Source organism: Caballeronia zhejiangensis, assembly GCF_000698575.1.
Taxonomy (GTDB): domain Bacteria; phylum Pseudomonadota; class Gammaproteobacteria; order Burkholderiales; family Burkholderiaceae; genus Caballeronia; species Caballeronia zhejiangensis.
In genome coordinates this window covers 744,339-762,737 of record NZ_JFHD01000001.1, presented here as the reverse complement: position 1 = coordinate 762,737, position 18,399 = coordinate 744,339, and the positions used below count along the sequence as shown (strand labels likewise).

Below are 18,399 nucleotides of genomic sequence, written 5' to 3'. Positions count from 1 at the left end.
AAAAGAGGCTGCGCTTTTTTTTATCTGCGATATGCGCCGATGCATTGAAGTGATTGCATAGCTAACCATCTCGCACCAGACGATATTTCAATCTTGTAATGAGACTGTCGTCTCACTAGAATGAATTGGAAAGCGTGACCTGTGCAAGGAGGCAATCATGACGCTGACTGCTGTCGAGATGGACCGCAAGATCGAAGAGCATTTCGGTTTTGAACGAAGCGACGATGTCGAAGGCGTGCTCGCCACGCTCACCGACGATGTCGAGCACGATGTCGTTGGCTGGCCTGCCGGTCCGGCGCACGGACGCGAGCGCGCGCGGCCGTTCTACGAAGCGTTGTTTGCCGATCTGTCGGAGAGCCGGGTCGAGTGCTTGCGCCGTCTGTATGGCGACGGCTTTGTCATCGACGAGTCGTTGTGGCGCGGCAAGGCGCCGGGCCGGCCGTTCGGGCTCGAAGGCCGTGGGCGTCCGCTGGAATTTCGCATGCTGCATGTCGTCGAATTCAGCGAAAGCGGACAGATTCGCCGTGAAAACGTGTGGGTCGATCTCGCGGCGATCATCGGTCAGTTGCCGCAGGCTTGATATGGCGAAGTCCGAACCGAAGACCCGCGGCAATCAGAAGCAGCGCACGCGCAAGGATCTGCTGAAGGCGGCATCGGCGCTGATGAAGCAAGGGCGCAAGCCCGGGCTGGAAGAGGTCGCGGCAGAAGCGCTCGTGTCGCGTGCGACGGCGTATCGGCATTTCCCGAGCATCGATGCGCTCTTACTCGAAGCATCGCTCGATGTCGACACGCCCGTTGCGAGCCAGCTATTTTCGGCGCGCGCATCGGCCGATCCGGTCGCGCGATTGTTGCGTGTCGACGCCGCGCTCAACGACATGATTCTTGCGAACGAAGCACCGTTGCGCATGATGCTCGCGCATTCGCTGGAGCGGGCGGCGAAGGGCGAATCGCAGGACGACATGCCGCTGCGGCAGAATCGCCGCACACCGTTGATCGAGTCCGCGCTCGAACCCGCGCAAGACGAGTTCAGTCCCGCCGCGCTCGACACGCTCACGCAGGCGCTCGCGCTCGTCATCGGCACGGAGGCGATGATCGTCTGCAAGGACGTGCTGCAACTCGACGACGCACGCGCGCGCAAGGTCAGACGCTGGGCGATTCGCGCGCTGGTGCAGGCGGCGCGTCGAAGCGGAATGGACGAAGCAGGTATGGGATAATCCCAAAATTCGCGCCCACCCGACCCAAAAGGTCGCGGATGCCGCGCGCAAGGGCCCTCACCCCTCGTGGCCCGCTTTCATTCGCGACATTCCAACCGCAACCACGATGCCCACATACCGTTCCAAAACCTCCACCGCCGGACGCAACATGGCGGGCGCGCGCTCCCTCTGGCGCGCCACCGGCATGAAAGACGAAGATTTCTCGAAGCCGATCATCGCCGTCGTCAACTCGTTCACCCAGTTCGTGCCGGGGCACGTTCATCTGAAAGACCTGGGCCAGCTCGTCGCGCGTGAGATCGAAGCCGCGGGCGGCGTGGCGAAGGAGTTCAACACGATCGCGGTCGACGACGGCATCGCGATGGGTCACGACGGCATGCTGTACTCGCTGCCGAGCCGCGACATCATCGCGGATTCGGTCGAATACATGGTCAACGCGCATTGCGCCGACGCCATGGTCTGCATCTCGAACTGCGACAAGATCACGCCGGGCATGTTGATGGCCGCGATGCGCCTGAACATTCCCGTCATTTTCGTTTCGGGCGGCCCGATGGAAGCGGGCAAGACGCGCCTCGCGAATCCGAAGACGAAGGCCATCGAACTGAAGAAGCTCGATCTCGTCGATGCGATGGTGATCGCCGCCGACCAGTCGTATTCCGATGCGGAAGTCGCCGAAGTCGAGCGCTCCGCGTGCCCGACATGCGGCTCGTGCTCAGGCATGTTCACGGCCAACTCGATGAACTGCCTCACCGAAGCGCTCGGTCTCTCGCTGCCCGGCAACGGCACCGTCGTCGCGACGCACGCCGACCGCGAGCAGTTGTTCAAGCGCGCGGGACGCGGCATCGTCGAACTGGCGCGCCGTTATTACGAGCAGGAAGAGGCGCGCGTGCTGCCGCGCTCGGTCGGCTTCAAGGCGTTCGAGAACGCGATGACGCTCGATATCGCGATGGGCGGCTCGACCAACACCATTCTTCACTTGCTGGCGATCGCGCGCGAAGCCGAGATCGACTTCACGATGAAGGACATCGATCGTCTGTCGCGCACCGTGCCGCAGCTGTGCAAGGTCGCGCCGAACACGAACAAGTATCACATCGAAGACGTGCATCGCGCGGGCGGCATCATGGCGATCCTCGGCGAACTGGATCGCGCGGGCAAGCTGCATACCGACGTGCCGACCGTGCACGCGCCGACGCTGAAAGACGCGCTCGCGCAATGGGACGTCAAGCTCACCGACGACGAAGCCGTCAAGACGTTCTACATGGCAGGTCCCGCAGGCGTGCCGACGCAAGTCGCGTTCAGCCAGAACACGCGCTGGCCGAGCCTCGATACGGATCGCGCCGAAGGCTGCATTCGCTCGTACGAGCACGCGTTCTCGAAGGAAGGCGGCCTTGCGGTGCTGACGGGCAACATCGCGCTGGATGGCTGCGTCGTGAAGACGGCGGGCGTCGATGAAAGCATTCTCGTGTTCGAAGGCACGGCGCACGTCACCGAGTCGCAGGACGAAGCCGTCGAGAACATCCTCAATGACAAGGTGAAGGCGGGCGATGTCGTCATCGTTCGATACGAAGGTCCGAAGGGCGGGCCCGGCATGCAGGAAATGCTGTACCCGACGAGCTACATCAAGTCGAAGGGTCTCGGCAAGGCATGCGCGCTGCTGACGGACGGACGTTTCTCGGGCGGCACATCGGGCCTGTCGATCGGTCATTGCTCGCCGGAAGCGGCGGCGGGCGGCGCGATCGGCCTTGTGCGCGACGGCGACAAGATTCGCATCGACATTCCGAATCGCACGATCGACGTGCTGCTCTCCGACGATGAACTCGCGCGCCGTCGCGAAGAGCAGAACGCGAAGGGCTGGAAGCCCGCGAAGCAGCGTCCGCGCAAGGTGTCGGCTGCGCTGAAGGCGTATGCGAAGCAGGTGATGTCGGCGGACAAGGGCGCGGTGCGCGACTTGTCCTTGCTCGACGATTGAGGCTTTAAAGCGCCAGGGAAAGCCGCTCGATGAGCGGCTTTTTTTATCGCAACTTCAATCGCCCAGCAACCTCGGCAACTCCAGCAAAGTACGATGCGCGCCGCCTTGCTCGACCGCATCCGCATACGTCGCGCGCACGGCGCCGGCGATCGCATCGACGGCGTTGTTGTCGCCGGCCATCGTCACGTAGTAGCCGAGATCCTTCAACGCATTGGACATGTGAAACGGCATGCCCGACGGATCGCCGTCGATAAGCGACGGACGCAGCCGCTCGAGCGCCGCGCCACCACCGCCGCCTTTCGCGAGGACATCGACGAAAGTCTGCGCATCGACGCCCGCGCGTTTCGCGCAGGCCGCCGCTTCCGAGATCAGCGCGATCGTGCCGAGCGACACGAAGTTGTGCAGCAGCTTCATGCTGTGTCCCGCGCCCACATCGCCGACGAGCGTCACGTTCTCCGCATAGGTACGCAGCAACGGCTCGATGCGCGCGAACAGCTCGGCCGAAGCGCCGACCAGCAGATTCAGCCGCCCTTCATGCGCTTCTTTCGCGGTGCGCGTCATGGGCGCATCGACGAAGAGGCCGCCCGCTTCCTTCACGAGCGCCGCCATGCGCTGCGTCGATGCGGGCACCGCCGTCGAGCAGTCGATGACGATCGCGCCCGGCTGCAATCCCGCGAGCACGCCATCGGGTGCGGTCAGTACCGCTTCGACTTCGGGCGAGCCCGTCACGCACAGAATGACGATGTCCGATGCGCGCGCGAGCGCCTCGCCGTTCGCGACGGTCTTCACGCCGCCCGCGAGCAGTTCGTCGAGCGGCTGATTGCCGGGATGCTCGACGACCGTCAGCGGATAACCATGCTTCATCACGTTACGCGCGATGCCGTGCCCCATCAGGCCGACACCGATCATGCCGATGCGTTGCTTCATGCTGTGTCTCTCTTCATGTTGTCGTGTAAGTTTGAAAATGCTCAGCGGTTCACGAGGCGCTTGGGCAGCAGCATCGTGAGAACGATGCCGAGCGCGAGGCAGCCGACCATCGAGAAGATCGGCAGCGTCATGCTGCCGGAAGCCTGCTTCAGAAAGCCGACTACATATGGGCCGAAGAAGCCGCCGAGATTGCCGAACGCGCTGATCCATGCGATGCCGACCGCCGCCGCGGCCTGTCCGAGCACGGCCGTCGGCATGCTCCAGAAGAGCGGCGGAAACGACAGCAATCCCGCATTCGCGATGCACAGCGCGATCATGCCGAGCCACAGGTTGTCATGCCAGAGCACCGACAGCGACAAGCCCACCGCGCCCATCAGCAGCAGCGCCGCGACGTGCAAGCGCCGCTCGCCGCGCTTGTCCGCGCTGCGGCCGAACATGACCATCACGACGACCGCGACCGCGTTCGGCAATGCGGCGAGCGCGCCGATCGCGAAGTCGCCGGAGATGCCCATCGACTTGATCATCGTCGGGGCCCAGAAGGTGTAGCCGTAGATGCCGAAGACATCGAGAAAATAGATGAGGCAGAACGCCCACACGAGCGCGCTGGTGAAGAGGCCCTTGTGATTCGATTGCGCCGTTACCGCGCGATCCTCGGCGAGCACGCGCGACAACAACGCGCGATCCGTTTCGCTGAAACGCGGGCTTTGGGTGACGTCGTCGTCGAGTCCCTTCCATGTATAGACCGCCGCGAGAAACGCGGGCAATGCCTCGACGATGAAGATCCACTTCCAGCCTGGCAACTGCATGAGACCATCGAAGTACTGCATGATGAACCCGGTCAGCGGCGAACCGATGAGACCCGCCAGCGCGAGCGCCGCATAGAACATGCTGAGGATGCGCGCGCGGCGGTTGCGCGGAAACGACTGGCCGATATAGAAGACGATCGCCGGAATGAAGCCCGCTTCCGCGACGCCGAGCAGGCAGCGCATCACATAGAACTGCATGGGCGTGGAGACGAAGGCCGTGAGGCCCGACACGATGCCCCACGACAGAATGATGCGCGTGATCCATCGGCGCGCGCCGACGCGTTGCAGGATGATGTTGCTCGGCACTTCGAAGACCACATAGCCGAGAAAGAAGATGCCCGCGCCGAAGCCGAACACGGCATCGGAGAAACCGAGTTGCTGCGCCATCTGCAGCTTCGCGAAGCTCACATTCACGCGATCGATGTACGACGTGATGTACGCGAACATCAGGATCGGCAGGATTTGCAGCGCGAGGCGGCGAAAGATCCGGTCCGCAGTGGCCGCATCGTGTGACGCAGCGGGCGATGCCGCGCCTTGCGGCATGTTGGTCGCATCGATTTCCACGTCTGTCTCCGTATTTGTTTTTGCGTCCCTGCTCGCGCGGGACGCGGCGGGACAGAAGAAATGTAGCGGCTGCTGAGCGCGAGTGATATGCGAAATCGTTGAAGCGGGCTTTCGAATAGTTCGAACACGGGGTGGAGGGCGGGGCGGGATTTGATCCGGGTTTTCCTGTATGGCCCGCGACGCAGCGAGTGTTCGCTCTGGACAGCGAGTTGAAAGAATGTGCGATCCGGCTTCCTCACCCCGATCGGATCGGTGAAGAAGAGTTGAATTTTCTCTCGATTCTTCAAGTCTGCTGCTCAAAGGCAATTTCTCATTCTTTCAATCACGCGCTTCGATCTCATGGTATGGGCGATGTCCGAATTCTGATTTCTTTAATCAATAGGTCGTGAATGTCAAACAAATACCGATCAGCCGGGTTGACCTATTTGTGATGCAATCCTAAATTCATCGGTCCAAAGAAAAACGATTAATGCTTGAGTTCGTTGAACAGAATAAGGATCGCGTATGAATGCTGTGACGAAAAATCTGACCGACGCGCTGCGCCATCCGAGTGCGCGCCTTGCGCAGATTTTGAACGTGTGGATCGGCACGCTGGATCTCGATCTGGATGTTCTGAAATTCAAAGTAAAAGCGGGCCTGTGCGAGGACTATAAGGTCGATGTGACGGTGACCTCGCCGCAGCTCGACATCGACGGCAAGACCGTGGTCGGGCGACGTGCAGGGCTGCAGATCGACGAGCGGGTGGCCGTGCCCTCGGTCGACTACGTCGCGCCTGTCAATCACGAGGCCGCGACGTTCAATGGCGTCGTCACCCGATGCAAACGCATCGGGACAAACCGGGACGAGGCCACTTATAAAATCCGCATCGAGCCAAGGTTCGCCGCCCTTTGCAAGCAAGTGCAGAAATCGGATGTCTTCAGCAACGTGACGTTTCAGGAGCTGGTCACGCAACTGCTGATCGACCGGACGAACTTCGACGCCTTCGATGTCGAGTTCCATCTGGAAGGCGCGCAGGAGAAGATGGAACAGATCGTGATGTACGAGGAGTCCGTTTGGGACATGATCACTCGTCACGCGAAACGAAAAGGCATTGCGTGGTTCTATAAACAGGCGCGCGGCCAGGACGGGCAACTGGACACATTGGTGTTCACGGACAATCCGCGCGGTTACGTGCGCTCAATCGACATACCGCTGATGCCGGATTCCGGGCTCAACAACAATTGGCACGAAGCGGTGCTGTCGATTAGTGAGGCACGCGCGCTGGTGCCGGCATCGATAGAAGTATGGGAGCGCAATTACCGCACGCCCGAAGATCCTCTGCGGGCCACAGCGAAGGTTTCAGGCACGGCTGACGATCGCTCGGTGTTCGGTCAGATCAACCGCAGCGCGGAGTTTCATCTGACGCGGCAGCAGGGCGAAGCGCTCGCGCAAACGCGGCGCGACGAGCAGATCGCGAAGCAAGCGAAGATCTCCGGCAAGACCAATGCGAAGGGCGTGGCGCCGGGCATCGTGGTGAGGCTGATCAACACGAAGCTTGCCAGCGCGCCATACGGCTTCGTGATCGAAACGATGACGATGACGGGCAGCCGCACGAAACCGGCGCTCGTGCGCTTCAAGGCAATGCCCGCGCATCTCGCCTACCGCCCCGAATTCGTGTACGAGCGCGATTGGCGGTTTCTGAAGGGTCCGGTCGTCGGCGTGGTCACGACGTTCGACTCGTCGCCTTACGGCTGTATGGATGAACACGGCCGGTATCCCGTTCTGCCCAAGTTCCTGCAAGGAACGGGCAATACTGACAAGCAACTGCTGAAGCTGCGTCTGCTGCGTCCGTTCTCGTCGTATCAAGGCGGCTTTCATTCGCCCTTGCTTCCGTCCACGGAAGTTCTGCTCTCGGGCGCGCATGCTGACATCGATCGCCTACACATTTCCGGCGCGTTGCATGACTATTCGCATCCTGACTTGGTGCGGGGCACGGATTCCTTGTTCAGTTACGCCATCTGGCGCTCGCCGCTGCTCGGCGCGGAAGTCGTGTTCAACGATCTGCAAGGTAAGGAAAGTGCGCGCATCGCCACGGTGTACTGCCAGTCGGCGGTGAACCAGGGCTATCTGCTCAACAGTAAGAAGCTTCCTCGCGGAGAGGGCTTCGAAATCACGACGCAGGCGTGGGGCACGATGCGCGCGGCGAAAGGACTGTTTCTCTCGGCGGACGCGGCCGCCGGAGTCGACACGCCGCACCTTGAAATGCCCGCGGCAATACAGCAGTTGAAGGCCGCACTGCAACGTGTGACGGATCTGGCGACGGCGACCACGCAGGCGAAAGCCGATCCGGCTGATCGAGCCACGCAATCGGCCTTGCTGCAAGCGCTCGATCAGCTTCGCGATGCGGGGCTGCTGGCTAGCGCCCCGGGCGGTATGGCGTTCGTGACGCCGAAGTCGACGCAGCATTCAGCGGGTGAGAACGTGATCGTAAGCGCGGGCCAGGACATGGACGTGAGTATTACGCGGCGACTGCGCATGGTGGCGGGCGAACTGATTTCGCTATGCGCGCTTCGACTGGGCATCAAGGTCTTTTCGAAGGGGAAGATCGAGGTGCAAGCGCAGGATGCGCCCATGGATGTGTTCGCCGATCAGCAACTGCACCTGTCGAGCGCGAACGCGAACGTGCTGGTCAATGGCAAGACGAAGGCGGTGCTGGCGAGCGGCGGCGCGGCGATCAAGATCGAGAACGGAAGTGTCGAGGTGATTTGTCCGGGGGACTTCAGGATCAAGGCGGGGTCGTTTACGTTCGAGGGGCCGGAGAACGCCGATAAGCCATTACCCGGGCTGCCTGCGAGCGATTTTAAGCCGACCAATTCTTATCCACTGACGCGTTGATTCATGATTATCAGCCCACCCTTCCTTCCGGCGGCGGGCCTGACCGCTGCCGACAACGCAGCGAACCTGCCGAGGCTCGATCCGATGATGGATCTGGTCGACACCTTTGAACTTGCGCACGGCACTTATCGCAAGCTGAAGGACGAAGGTGAGTTCTATCACGGCAACGATGCAGGTTACGCGGCGTTTTTGAAACTGTTGGAGTCGTTTCAGTTCTGGGACAAGACGGGGTTGCCCGCGGGACAGAAGCTTTGGTCTTTTCATCCGTTGGAATTTGTTCGCCATTTCAGAAAGTGTGGGTGGCTGAGCCTTGATGAACTCACCCAGCTTCTCCCACGTCGCTATGGATTAAATCGTGCGGGAGCTACTCTCAGTTGGGAGACGGCTCGCGGGCGTCTGAACGGCGGAACGATTTCGCACACAGATCTTTGCAACGCATTTCGAAAGTATCAATTTTCAACTGCGGAACGCCAGGTCGCCTTTTTATCGCAGGCCTATATTGAGACCGGACTAATGAGAACCGCTCGTGAGGATGGGCAAGGTCGCGGGACATCTGGGAATGTGCAGTATTACCAAGCGTTTTATGGTCGCGGTCTGATGCAGCTTACGTGGCCGACGCTATATGATGACTATGGGAAGTTTCGCGCGTTTGCGCCGAACACTTCGGGCCAGTACACAGACCGAAGAATTACGCAAACGTCAAATCACTATTGGTCGGGCGCACCAACTGTTGATTCTCAAGGGCATACGCACCGTGATACGAGACGATGGTATCCGCGCTATGACCCTGAGCTCCTAGTCTCTATAGGTTCAAATGCTTGCGACAGCGCTGGCTTCTTTTGGGTCTGGAAGCATTTTATGGGAACCACTAACATTTTGCGTATTGCTGATGCAGGAATTACCACTGAGACAGTAGGGAGAATGTCGATTCTGGTGAACGGAGGTGCAAATGGCTACGACGATCGGCAGCAATACGCTGCATATCTTCTTCGATATCGCGGCGATACGACAGACACGTCGACGAGTGCGACGCTGACATACGCAAGACAGAAAATTGTTTCTCGTCCGCGACAAACGCCGACTTGGGGACAATCAGCGACGATATCGCAAGTGTACGTGGACTTCACCCCACAACGCCCCGCTTGAATAGAGGACATTGAACTATGAAGCGCCTCGCCACTTTGTTGTTGTTCGCAATGCTGCGAACATCCTTTTCCTATGCCAAGTCGGAGGCCGTGGAGATCGGTCCGCTGCCGCCAGTTCAAAACGCTTCTCCAATGCTGAGGAAGTCGCTCCATGCACTGAGAATGCGTGTTGAGGCTGATGCGAAAGATTGTTTAGATGCGGCAAAAGGAATGGAATCTCTCGGGAAATACAATGCTACATTGAAGAAGGTTATTGATGTAAATAAGGTAGTCATTTTGGAGGTTTCAGGAACTATGATATGTGACGGAATACACTCGTCGTCGTATCAATACGCGGTTGCGCTAGAAAAGGAAACCGGAAGACGGCTTGATTTGAATCTTATCTACAACATTGCGACTCGGCAGGATGATCGTCTTTTCCTTCGCCCAGAACTCGTCGATGCGGCTAGGACTAGCTTCAGACAGGCGAACAAGAATAATCGAGCGTGCCTTGATGAAACAGATTGGGAAGTTGAACTGGCGAATCTCCCAATCACGTTCTCGCCACTGCAAGATGGTTCTATGATTCTTTACTATGCGTCGTCAGATGTCTCTGCGGCATGCTTTCCCGCTTTACGCCTCGCGCCGGGCGCGTTCTCGAAATTCCGGGACGCTAGTCGAGCTTCTCAATACAGACTGCCGTGAGCAAGCGGTGACGACTGTCGCTTTGTTTAAAGATGGCGGTTTCTCGAGAATGGAATGTGACGGGAGGATTGAGCGACAGGCATATTCTGCGTTCCCCGAGCGGATCCTGTTTGACTTGGCAGGAGCGGGCGCGGAAAAAAATCAATACCCCGGGAAAGGAGAGGTACTTCAGCCAATCGTTCACAAATTGTGCCGCCGCCGTCAATTATACGGGGGCGACCGGAAAGAGCGCACCCACATGAACGGGCTCGTGGATCGTTCGACATCTTTCGTGAACGCGTTAACTACATTGGCGGATGTCGCCGTTTCCAAAGGTCCGAACGGGGAGGATCTGAACTGGCCGGAAGATTTCTTTAGAAGAGCCCCTTTAATGAAAAGTTTTTTCGTAACATGCCTATTGCTTTGGGCTAGTTCTTGTGATGCCGCGGGTAATCTGGTTAGTAAAGTGGATCCAAGCGTGCGGGAAACTCTTGATATGATTAGAGAGAATTGCCGGTATGGAATCGGCCAATCGCTGGCGGGGCAGATTACGTCTTCAAAATATAATATCAGTGAGGATGTGCTCTCTACGGTCTTTTCTCTGGATATACAGGTGAATCGACGGCCTATCAAAGCGGAACTCTCGTTTAACTGTAGAATTCCGCGTACCCCGTCGGGCTACGAACCTGAGCCCACCTCTGCAACAACGGCGCGCGATGAAATATCAGGAAGATTCCGGTGGGCGATACTGCAGACACGTTGTATGGCAAAGAGAATATGAAGGGGTTGGCTGGGTTGTAACAATAGCCTACGTAGATTCGCTGTATGGCGACGGCACAAGGCAGGATATTCCTGAATTCATCCTGGTATGCCCGGCGATAAGCGGGCTGACCTGTTTCACGTTGGAAATCCGAACCGGAAGACTAAAAGAGAAAGAAAGCGAGGAGATTCCACCTTTGCTTCATGATGTCATAATTGAAACAAGTCGACAAAGAAGCGGCCTACCCGCAGGTGGAATTGCGCGGCCTTCTCCGTGAATTGTGGTTGAATCTTAGAAATTCATGTTCCGGTGGCTGGTGGATGCCGCAATAGTGGAAGGCATGCTGCCGTGAAAAAATTTGCCTTAATTGGCCATACCCTTAGGACGCTATATTGGATATCGGTCGTGACTCCATTTGGACACGCCTGAAGCGTCCGCAACTATCATATTCCGAACAACCGGACAAACAGTAATGAAATCCCCCATCCGCGAATACGACAAGCTCGAGCACGGCGGCGAAGTCACGAGCGGCTCACCCTTCACCATGTTCATGGGTCGCCGACTCGCCCGCGTCGGCGATAGCGCCCAATGCGACCTGCACGGCAACACCACGATCGCCGAGGGCGACACGCGCTTTCCCGATCGCGACGGCCAACCCTACGCGATGCATCACCACCGCTGCGCGTGCGGTTGCCGCCTGATCTCGTCCTTGCCCAACGTGAACTTCGCCTGACGCATGCCCGTCGATTTATCCGAGGCCGGCGAGCCTTATTCCTATCCTGCACACGGCCCGCGACTGCTGCCGTGGCTCGGGATCTGGCTCGCATGTGGCGCGCTGGGCGTACCGCTGGCATTGCTCGCCTGGCCTGCGAGTGAAGCAGCGAGCGGTCCGTCATTCTGGCTCGCCGTGCTCGGCGTGCCGAATTTCGCGTTCCTTGCGCTGCTGTCGATCGCTCGCATTGGCTATGAAGCGCTATGGAGTCACGCCCACAATCGTAACCGGGCCAGAATGAAGCGGCTGGCTGAGCGGCTGCGCATCGCACAAAAGCCTCTGCAAGTGCTGGGCGCGGGTTATTGCCTGCCTTCAGTTACATCGAATCTGCCGGACGCCGTCGCGGCAAAGACGCCGTTCTTCAAATCGCGAAGCCCGCGTGGTGGAGTGGGCAACGTGCTCCATAACCGCTTCGATGACGAATCGTGGTCAGATGATCCGACATCATTCGCGACGACACCAGAAGATGACGACCACGATCAGCCAGACACTCAAACACCTGAAGCCACGCGCCGAATCGCCACAGTCGTGTTGAAACTGGTCGCTGCGCTCGAACCGCTGGTGCCTGCGCTGCAGGCCTTGTCGCAATACGGACATCAATATGCGCCGCTTGTACGTGTGCTGGCGCCGTCCGAAGGCGCCGACAAAGCTAAACAGCACGCAGTCGATGCATTGCGTCTGTCCGGTCTGCCGGCGCTCGACTGCGTGGCCGTCCCGGACCCGCAAGGTTTAATGGTGGCTGACGGATGGCTCGACACCCGCGAACGCCGCGCGCTGCTGATCCTCGCCTACGCCTGGCACGACACCGACCCGCCCGAGCGAAGCAGCGAGGCCGCCGTGGCGGTGCTTCTGAACGCGGGCTTCTATCAACTGCCGGAATCCGTGCAGGCACTCGCGACGTTGCATCGTCCGATCGAAGATCAAGCCGACGTCGCCACGCTTCGCGACCTCGCGCTCAATGCGGCGCTCTGGGGCAAGACCGATGCGAGCAACATCACTCACGCCTGGCTCACGCGCCTGAACGCCGAGCACGACCGCACGCTGCTCGATGAACTCAAGCGCGCCGGGTTTGCGGGCATCGCCACGCACGAAACACACCGGCGACCCGATCGCATCGTCGGTGACACTGGCGCCGCGACGCCGTGGCTTTGCATCGCAGCGGCCATCGAATCCGGCGAAGCCGGCCCCCATTTGATCCTCGACCGGGCGCAGGCTGCCATCCTCTACGTTCAACCTACCGTATCGCATGACAACCCCGAGCAGCAATTTGAACGCGCTTGACTCGCAAATATCCAAACGCACGGACTCCGGCTTTCTCAAGATCTGGGGCTTTACATTGGCCGCTATGCTCGTCGCCGTGGCGTCGGCCGCGGTGGCGTGGTGGGGTCGCCCCGACTTCACGCACTTGACCACCCTCGAGATGCGTGTGTCCGCGCTGCTCAAAATCCTGGGCGTACTCATCATCGTGCTGGGCGCGCACTTCGCTGCCATCCTGTTCGGTCTCTATGAGAAAGTGATGGCGCGCCTCGACGGATTGAGCAGCGAAAAGCAGTCCGCGACGATCCAACGAGACGCGCGCCTGCAATATTTGCGCGATGAACTGCGCACATCGTTTGGTTGGCGCTGGCGTCGCGCGATACGTGGCTCATGCTCACTGGCGACGATGCCCTCATCGACGCGGTAGCTCCGGATCTCAAACAGACCGCCGTGTTGCGCACGGGTGAGATCGTGCTGGTGCACGCCGCGCCGAACGGCATCGATGCGCAAACGTGGCGTCATCAGCTTCGCCGTATGTGTCGCGCGCATCCGATCGATGCCGTTATCCCTGTGTTGCGAACAAGCGAGCAATCGCCCTCCGACGATGAACTGCCCCGCACGCTGTCGAACCTCGCGCGCGATCTCGGTTGGGCCGCGCCGGTCGTCTTTCTGCATGCCGTCGAAGCGAGCGGCATGCATCAGAACGATTTTCGTCCTGTCGGTGCATTCACTATTGCTTCACAACGCGCCGATGCACGGGTCGCGACCGACGAACTGAATCGGCAACTGAACGTACTCGAAGAGATGACGGCCCACGCGAGCATCATGCTATGCGCTCGCCCGAAGCCGATTGTCTGGCTCGCGCAGGTCTCTCAATACCTCACCGCGCATCGCGAACGCGTGCTGACGACATGGCGGGCACATTCGATATCGAAATGGCGGCGCGCGCCGCTCGCGGGCATGATGTTCGCGCCGGTATTCGCCGGGCCAGTTGTGCCGACACCCGTGCCAGCCGATCATGACGATGTCGCCAAAGATGCCGCCGAGCGCGCTAGACAGCACGCCGGGGCATCACGTGAGCAGCCTCGCGCGCTGCAATCGATCTGGCCGGAAATCGTCGCGCACATGAAGAAGCACGACGGTCGCCGTGTCGGCTTTTACTGGCCCAACGCGCTCGCAGCTTTGGTGTTGGTGACGGCGATCGGCTGGTGCGTGACGATGAGCGTGTCATTCATCGGCAATCGTTCCATCATGAACGATGCGCAATCAGCAAGCGACGCCGCGCTCGCAGCAAAGCCAGGCACCGCGGCGGCGTTGCGCGCGCAACTCGCGCTGCAACAGAGAATCGACACGCTTGAATATCGTCAGCAGCACGGCGCGCCGTGGTATCTGCGCGCGGGCCTGAACCACAACGATGACATCCTCGCCGCGCTGTGGCCGTCTTACGCCATCGTGTCGGCGCGCAATCTACGCGATCCGGCCGCGCATCGACTTGAAGCAACGCTAGCCCAACTCGCGCAGTCCCGCGCCGACGCGCTGCCCAGCAACGAAGAGCAGCAGCGGGACTACAACGCGCTGAAGACTTATTTGATGCTCGCGCACCCGCAGCACGCCGATGCCGCGTATCTGACCAAGCGACTGCCCGCAGCGTGGCCGGTTGTGACGGACATGAGCACAGGCGAATGGCTCGATACGTCGCAGCGCTTGTCGTCGTTCTACGCGTCGCATTTGCGCGCCCATCCGGAGTGGCGCTTGAACGCATCGAACGATCTGACCATCGCCGCGCGCAATATGCTCGTCAACCAGATCGGCCTGCAGAATTCCGACGACACGCTCTACCAATCCGTGCTCGAACAGGCCAAGGGAAAGTACGCGGACATCACGCTGGCATCGCTCATCGACGGCGCGGATGCGCGTGGTCTCTTCACGACCAGCCAGACCGTCTCCGGCATCTACACGCGCGCTGCATGGGACGGCATGATCGGCGATGCAATCGACAAGGCGGCGAAGGAAGGGCGCGTCGCCGCCGACTGGGTGCTCGCCGATGAACGCGCCGCCCGCATACCGGGTGCGGCGCTCGAAGCGCAACAGGACATCGAAGAAGCGAAGCGGCGCTTGCATGCGCGCTATTTCGCGGATTACACCGCCGCATGGCAGGCGATGCTCAATAGCATCCAGTGGCGCAGCGCATCGAATCTGAGCGATGCAATCAGCCAGTTGACGCGTCTGACGGATGCGCAAACGTCACCGCTGATCGCGCTGATGAAGGCAGTCGAATATCAGGCGCAGGCGGGCCGTGCGTCGCAGGCGCTGACCGATACGCTCGTGCGCAAGGCGCAGGATCTGATCGCTAACAAGACCGGCGTTGCAGCCGCGCCGGAAATCAATCCGCTTGATAAACCCTTCGGTCCGCTGCTCGCGCTCATGGGCGACGATGTGGTGACTGGCCACGGCAAGTCCAGCACGAAATCGAAGAACGCGGCGGACTTCAGCGGCGTGAGTCTCGCGCACTTTCTGACCGTAGCGACAACGATGCGCCTGAAGTTGCAGCAGATCGCGGCCAGCGCGGACGCACAGGCGATGTCCCGTCAGATGGCGCAAGCCGTGTTTCAGGGCAAACTCTCGGAACTCACTCAAGCGCGCGACGATGCAGCATTGACCGCCGCGAGCCTCGGCTCGCAGTGGTCGGGCTTCGGCGATGCGCTCTTCGCCAAACCGCTCGATGTGGCATGGCAAACGATCCTTCAGCCCGCAGCAGCGAGCCTGAACGACGCATGGCGAGCGTCAGTCGCGGCGCCGTTCGCGAGCGCCTTCGACGGTCACTATCCATTCGCCGACACCGCATCCGACGCCTCATTCGTCGAGCTCGGCCGCTACATCAAGCCGGAGACGGGTCTGATCGCGCGCTTCGTCACGACGCAACTCGCGGGCATGCTGCAGCCGCAGGGCAACGCGTGGACCCCGAACGAACTCGCGCCGCAAGCGCTGCAATTCGATCCGGAGTTTTTATCGGCGCTGCGTCAATTGTCGACGCTCGGCGCGCAACTGTATGCACAAGGCGATGCGAGCTACCGCATCCAGATCATGGCGACCCCGACGCCAGAAGTCGTGCGCAGCATCCTCACGGTCGATCAGACGAAGATCGAGTATTTCAATCAACGTGAATCGTTCACGCCGATCGTCTGGCCGGGAAATGGTCGCGACGGGCAGGCGATGCTGACGTGGGAATCGCTGACTGCCGGGACGCGCGTCGCGTTCAGTGCCGTCGGTGACTGGGCATTCCTTCGATTGCTGGGCACGGCGAACATCAAGCCGCTCGACAGCACGAACTACGCGCTGACACTCAATCACGACAATGACTATCCGCTGCATTACGTGATGAAGACGCAGGTCGGCGCGGGACCGCTCGATCTGCTCAAGCTGCGCGGCTTCAAGATGCCGCAGCGTGTCTTCATCGCCGGCAAGAGCGCTGTGTACGCGGGCGCGCCGTCGTTGCCGCCCTTGCCAGCGGAGATACAGCCGTGACCGCGCCGTGGAAGCGTTCGGCGCTGGAACACGAGAATCCGTTCCTGAAGTACTTCGATGCGGAGATGCGCTACTTGCGCGCGGCATCGGCGGAGTTCGCTCAAGCACATCCCGACGCCGCGCGTCGCCTGGACATGCGTTATGGCGACGTGGGCGACAGCGCGCGCGCGACCTTCGAAGGCTTTGCGCTGCTCACGGCGCGTCTACGTATGAAGCTCGATGACGGCGCTCCGGAATTCACGGAAACGCTGATCGACAACCTGTACGAACATGCGGCGCGCGCGATTCCATCGCTGTCGATCATCGAATGCACGCCGATTGGTCGCGGAGTTGCTTCGGCAACGCAGATTCCCGCGGGGGCCGCCGTGCGGTCGACGCCTGTCGGTCCGGATCAGGTCAAGTGTCTCTATCGGACGACGCAGACGGTGAAGTTGTTGCCACTTTCGGTCGAAGATGCAGAGATCGCGGTCCGCGATGGCGGACGCACCGTGATTCGCCTTACGTTCCGGTTGTGGCTTGGCGAGCAACGCGAGGCGGTTGATTTGTCGCGCATCCGTCTTTACTTGCACGGCGACCGGCCTGCCGCCTCCGCGCTGTACGCGGCGCTGACGCGCCAAGTCGAATCGATCAGCCTGCGCCTGCCTACAGTGCGCGATGGCGAGTTGCAACCGCTCGAAGACGTGCGCTTCGAAGCGGCAGGCTTTGGTCCGTCCGCGCGGCTGTGGCCGGTCACGGAGCCCGAGCGTGACCGCGGGCTGGATCGCGAACAGACGCTGTTGGAATACTTCGTGTTCCCGCAGAAATTCAACTTCGTCGATCTATGCGGCTTCGATGCGTCGATGCTGCCGATGGGTGAATCGCAAATGACCTTCGAGATCGAACTGAACGCTCGCGTGCCTGGCGACTATCCGGTCAGTCGCGACAGCTTTCGTCTCTTCTGCACGCCCGTGATCAATCTGTTCGAAGTGGACGCGTTGCCGCTGCGGCCGACAGACCGGCATGACCGCGAGCATCGCGTACGTCTGCAGCAGGATGTGGCGGGGCACGTCGAGCCGTATCACGTGCTCGCGGTGACGGCGGCCGATCCGGAAGACAGCGCGCGCCACGCCTACGGCGCATTCACGAGCTTCCGCCATCGCGGCTGGACGCTGCGCTACGAGAAGCCTGAGCGGTATTTCCATACCTCGATGCGCTTTGGCGTAACCGGCCGCGAACTCTGGGTGACGCTTTCCGGTTCGCTCTGGGAGCGCTTCCATGCGGATGCCCGACACGATGAGAATCGTCCAAAGCCGGACGGCTACCTGACGGTTCGCGCGCTCGCGAACAACGGACGCCTGCCGCGCATGGCGCTGTCCGAGGCGACGATCAACGAGACCGTGTCGGGTTTTACCGGCATCGCTTCCGTGCGCAATCTGACAGCGCCGACTTTGCCGCTCTATCCTCCGCGCTATCACCCGGAGTACGACTGGCGCGTGCTCGGGCACTACACGGCAGGCGGCGCGAATGAGTTGAACATGATCGGGATGGGCGGCGTGGTGGTGCTCCGTGAGGCGCTGGAGCTCTACGACTGGTCACACGACGAAAGCATCGCGCGACGCATCGATGCGATTCGAGACGTGCGGCTGTCCGAGCATGAAAGCGTGGGAAAGGGGCATATGCGCTTCGAGATTCGCGTTCACGTCCGGCTCGATGCGAGTGCGTTTGACGGACCCGGCGATGCGACGCTCTTCGGCGATGTGCTGAGCCGCTTCGTTGGCCGCTATGCAAGCTTCCATCACGCGACGCGGCTCGTGCTGGATATCGACGGCAAGGACACGCTTTTTCCGCTCATGGAATTCGAGGGTGCGCCTTTCTAACAGCCGCATCGCTCAGGGTTTTCCTGTATCCCTCCACGCCACAGCAATCCCAACCCAATGCCATACTCCC

At 60.4% G+C, this 18,399-nt stretch carries 13 protein-coding genes; 11 read left to right on the top strand and 2 right to left on the bottom strand.

The features are described from left to right. Positions 1-157 precede the first annotated feature (157 nt). The 3 genes from BG60_RS03435 (at position 158) to ilvD (ending at position 3,180) form a co-directional block, all read left to right on the top strand. On the top strand, positions 158-580 hold the full coding sequence (locus BG60_RS03435; protein WP_008347086.1) for a nuclear transport factor 2 family protein: 423 nt from the start codon (positions 158-160) through the stop codon (positions 578-580). Between the two features lies 1 nt (position 581). Then, positions 582-1,214: a TetR/AcrR family transcriptional regulator gene (locus tag BG60_RS03430; RefSeq protein ID WP_008347084.1), complete on the top strand. Its 633-nt coding sequence runs from the start codon at positions 582-584 to the stop codon at positions 1,212-1,214. A 106-nt stretch (positions 1,215-1,320) separates the two neighbouring features. Next, positions 1,321-3,180, top strand: coding sequence for a dihydroxy-acid dehydratase (ilvD, locus tag BG60_RS03425; protein ID WP_008347082.1), 1,860 nt, complete (start codon positions 1,321-1,323; stop codon positions 3,178-3,180). A gap of 54 nt (positions 3,181-3,234) precedes the next feature. On the opposite strand, the gene BG60_RS03420 is transcribed toward ilvD, so the two are convergent. Both BG60_RS03420 and BG60_RS03415 read right to left on the bottom strand, forming a co-directional pair. Next, the gene (locus BG60_RS03420; RefSeq protein ID WP_268811662.1) at positions 3,235-4,146 is read right to left on the bottom strand and encodes an NAD(P)-dependent oxidoreductase; all 912 of its coding nucleotides are present in this window, start codon (positions 4,144-4,146) and stop codon (positions 3,235-3,237) included. A gap of 2 nt (positions 4,147-4,148) precedes the next feature. Further along, on the bottom strand, positions 4,149-5,477 hold the full coding sequence (locus BG60_RS03415; protein WP_008347078.1) for an MFS transporter: 1,329 nt from the start codon (positions 5,475-5,477) through the stop codon (positions 4,149-4,151). A gap of 504 nt (positions 5,478-5,981) precedes the next feature. On the opposite strand from BG60_RS03415, the gene BG60_RS03410 reads away from it, so the two are divergent. From BG60_RS03410 to tssF, 8 genes are all read left to right on the top strand, one after another. Then, complete coding sequence (locus BG60_RS03410) at positions 5,982-8,351, top strand: type VI secretion system Vgr family protein (protein WP_034470226.1); 2,370 nt, start codon at positions 5,982-5,984, stop codon at positions 8,349-8,351. Positions 8,352-8,354: 3 nt separating this feature from the next. Next, positions 8,355-9,497 (top strand): hypothetical protein, encoded by a 1,143-nt coding sequence (locus BG60_RS38115; RefSeq protein WP_152563171.1) that lies wholly within the window; start codon positions 8,355-8,357, stop codon positions 9,495-9,497. 17 nt (positions 9,498-9,514) lie between these two features. Next, the gene (locus tag BG60_RS36725) at positions 9,515-10,180 is read left to right on the top strand and encodes a hypothetical protein (RefSeq protein ID WP_075583481.1); all 666 of its coding nucleotides are present in this window, start codon (positions 9,515-9,517) and stop codon (positions 10,178-10,180) included. 1,211 nt (positions 10,181-11,391) lie between these two features. Further along, the gene (locus tag BG60_RS03400; RefSeq protein ID WP_008347073.1) at positions 11,392-11,652 is read left to right on the top strand and encodes a PAAR domain-containing protein; all 261 of its coding nucleotides are present in this window, start codon (positions 11,392-11,394) and stop codon (positions 11,650-11,652) included. Positions 11,653-11,655: 3 nt separating this feature from the next. Then, a complete protein-coding gene (locus tag BG60_RS03395) occupies positions 11,656-12,972 on the top strand; it encodes a hypothetical protein (protein WP_008347071.1) in 1,317 nt (438 codons plus the stop codon). Further along, on the top strand, positions 12,959-13,375 hold the full coding sequence (locus tag BG60_RS39480) for a hypothetical protein (protein WP_008347069.1): 417 nt from the start codon (positions 12,959-12,961) through the stop codon (positions 13,373-13,375). Before BG60_RS03395 ends, BG60_RS39480 begins: the two co-directional genes overlap by 14 nt. Continuing rightward, the gene (locus tag BG60_RS03390; RefSeq protein WP_241484845.1) at positions 13,339-16,473 is read left to right on the top strand and encodes an ImcF-related family protein; all 3,135 of its coding nucleotides are present in this window, start codon (positions 13,339-13,341) and stop codon (positions 16,471-16,473) included. The genes BG60_RS39480 and BG60_RS03390 overlap by 37 nt, the downstream gene beginning before the upstream one ends. Then, positions 16,470-18,329, top strand: coding sequence for a type VI secretion system baseplate subunit TssF (gene tssF / locus BG60_RS03385; protein ID WP_008347065.1), 1,860 nt, complete (start codon positions 16,470-16,472; stop codon positions 18,327-18,329). The genes BG60_RS03390 and tssF overlap by 4 nt, the downstream gene beginning before the upstream one ends. The last annotated feature ends 70 nt before the right edge of the window (positions 18,330-18,399 follow it).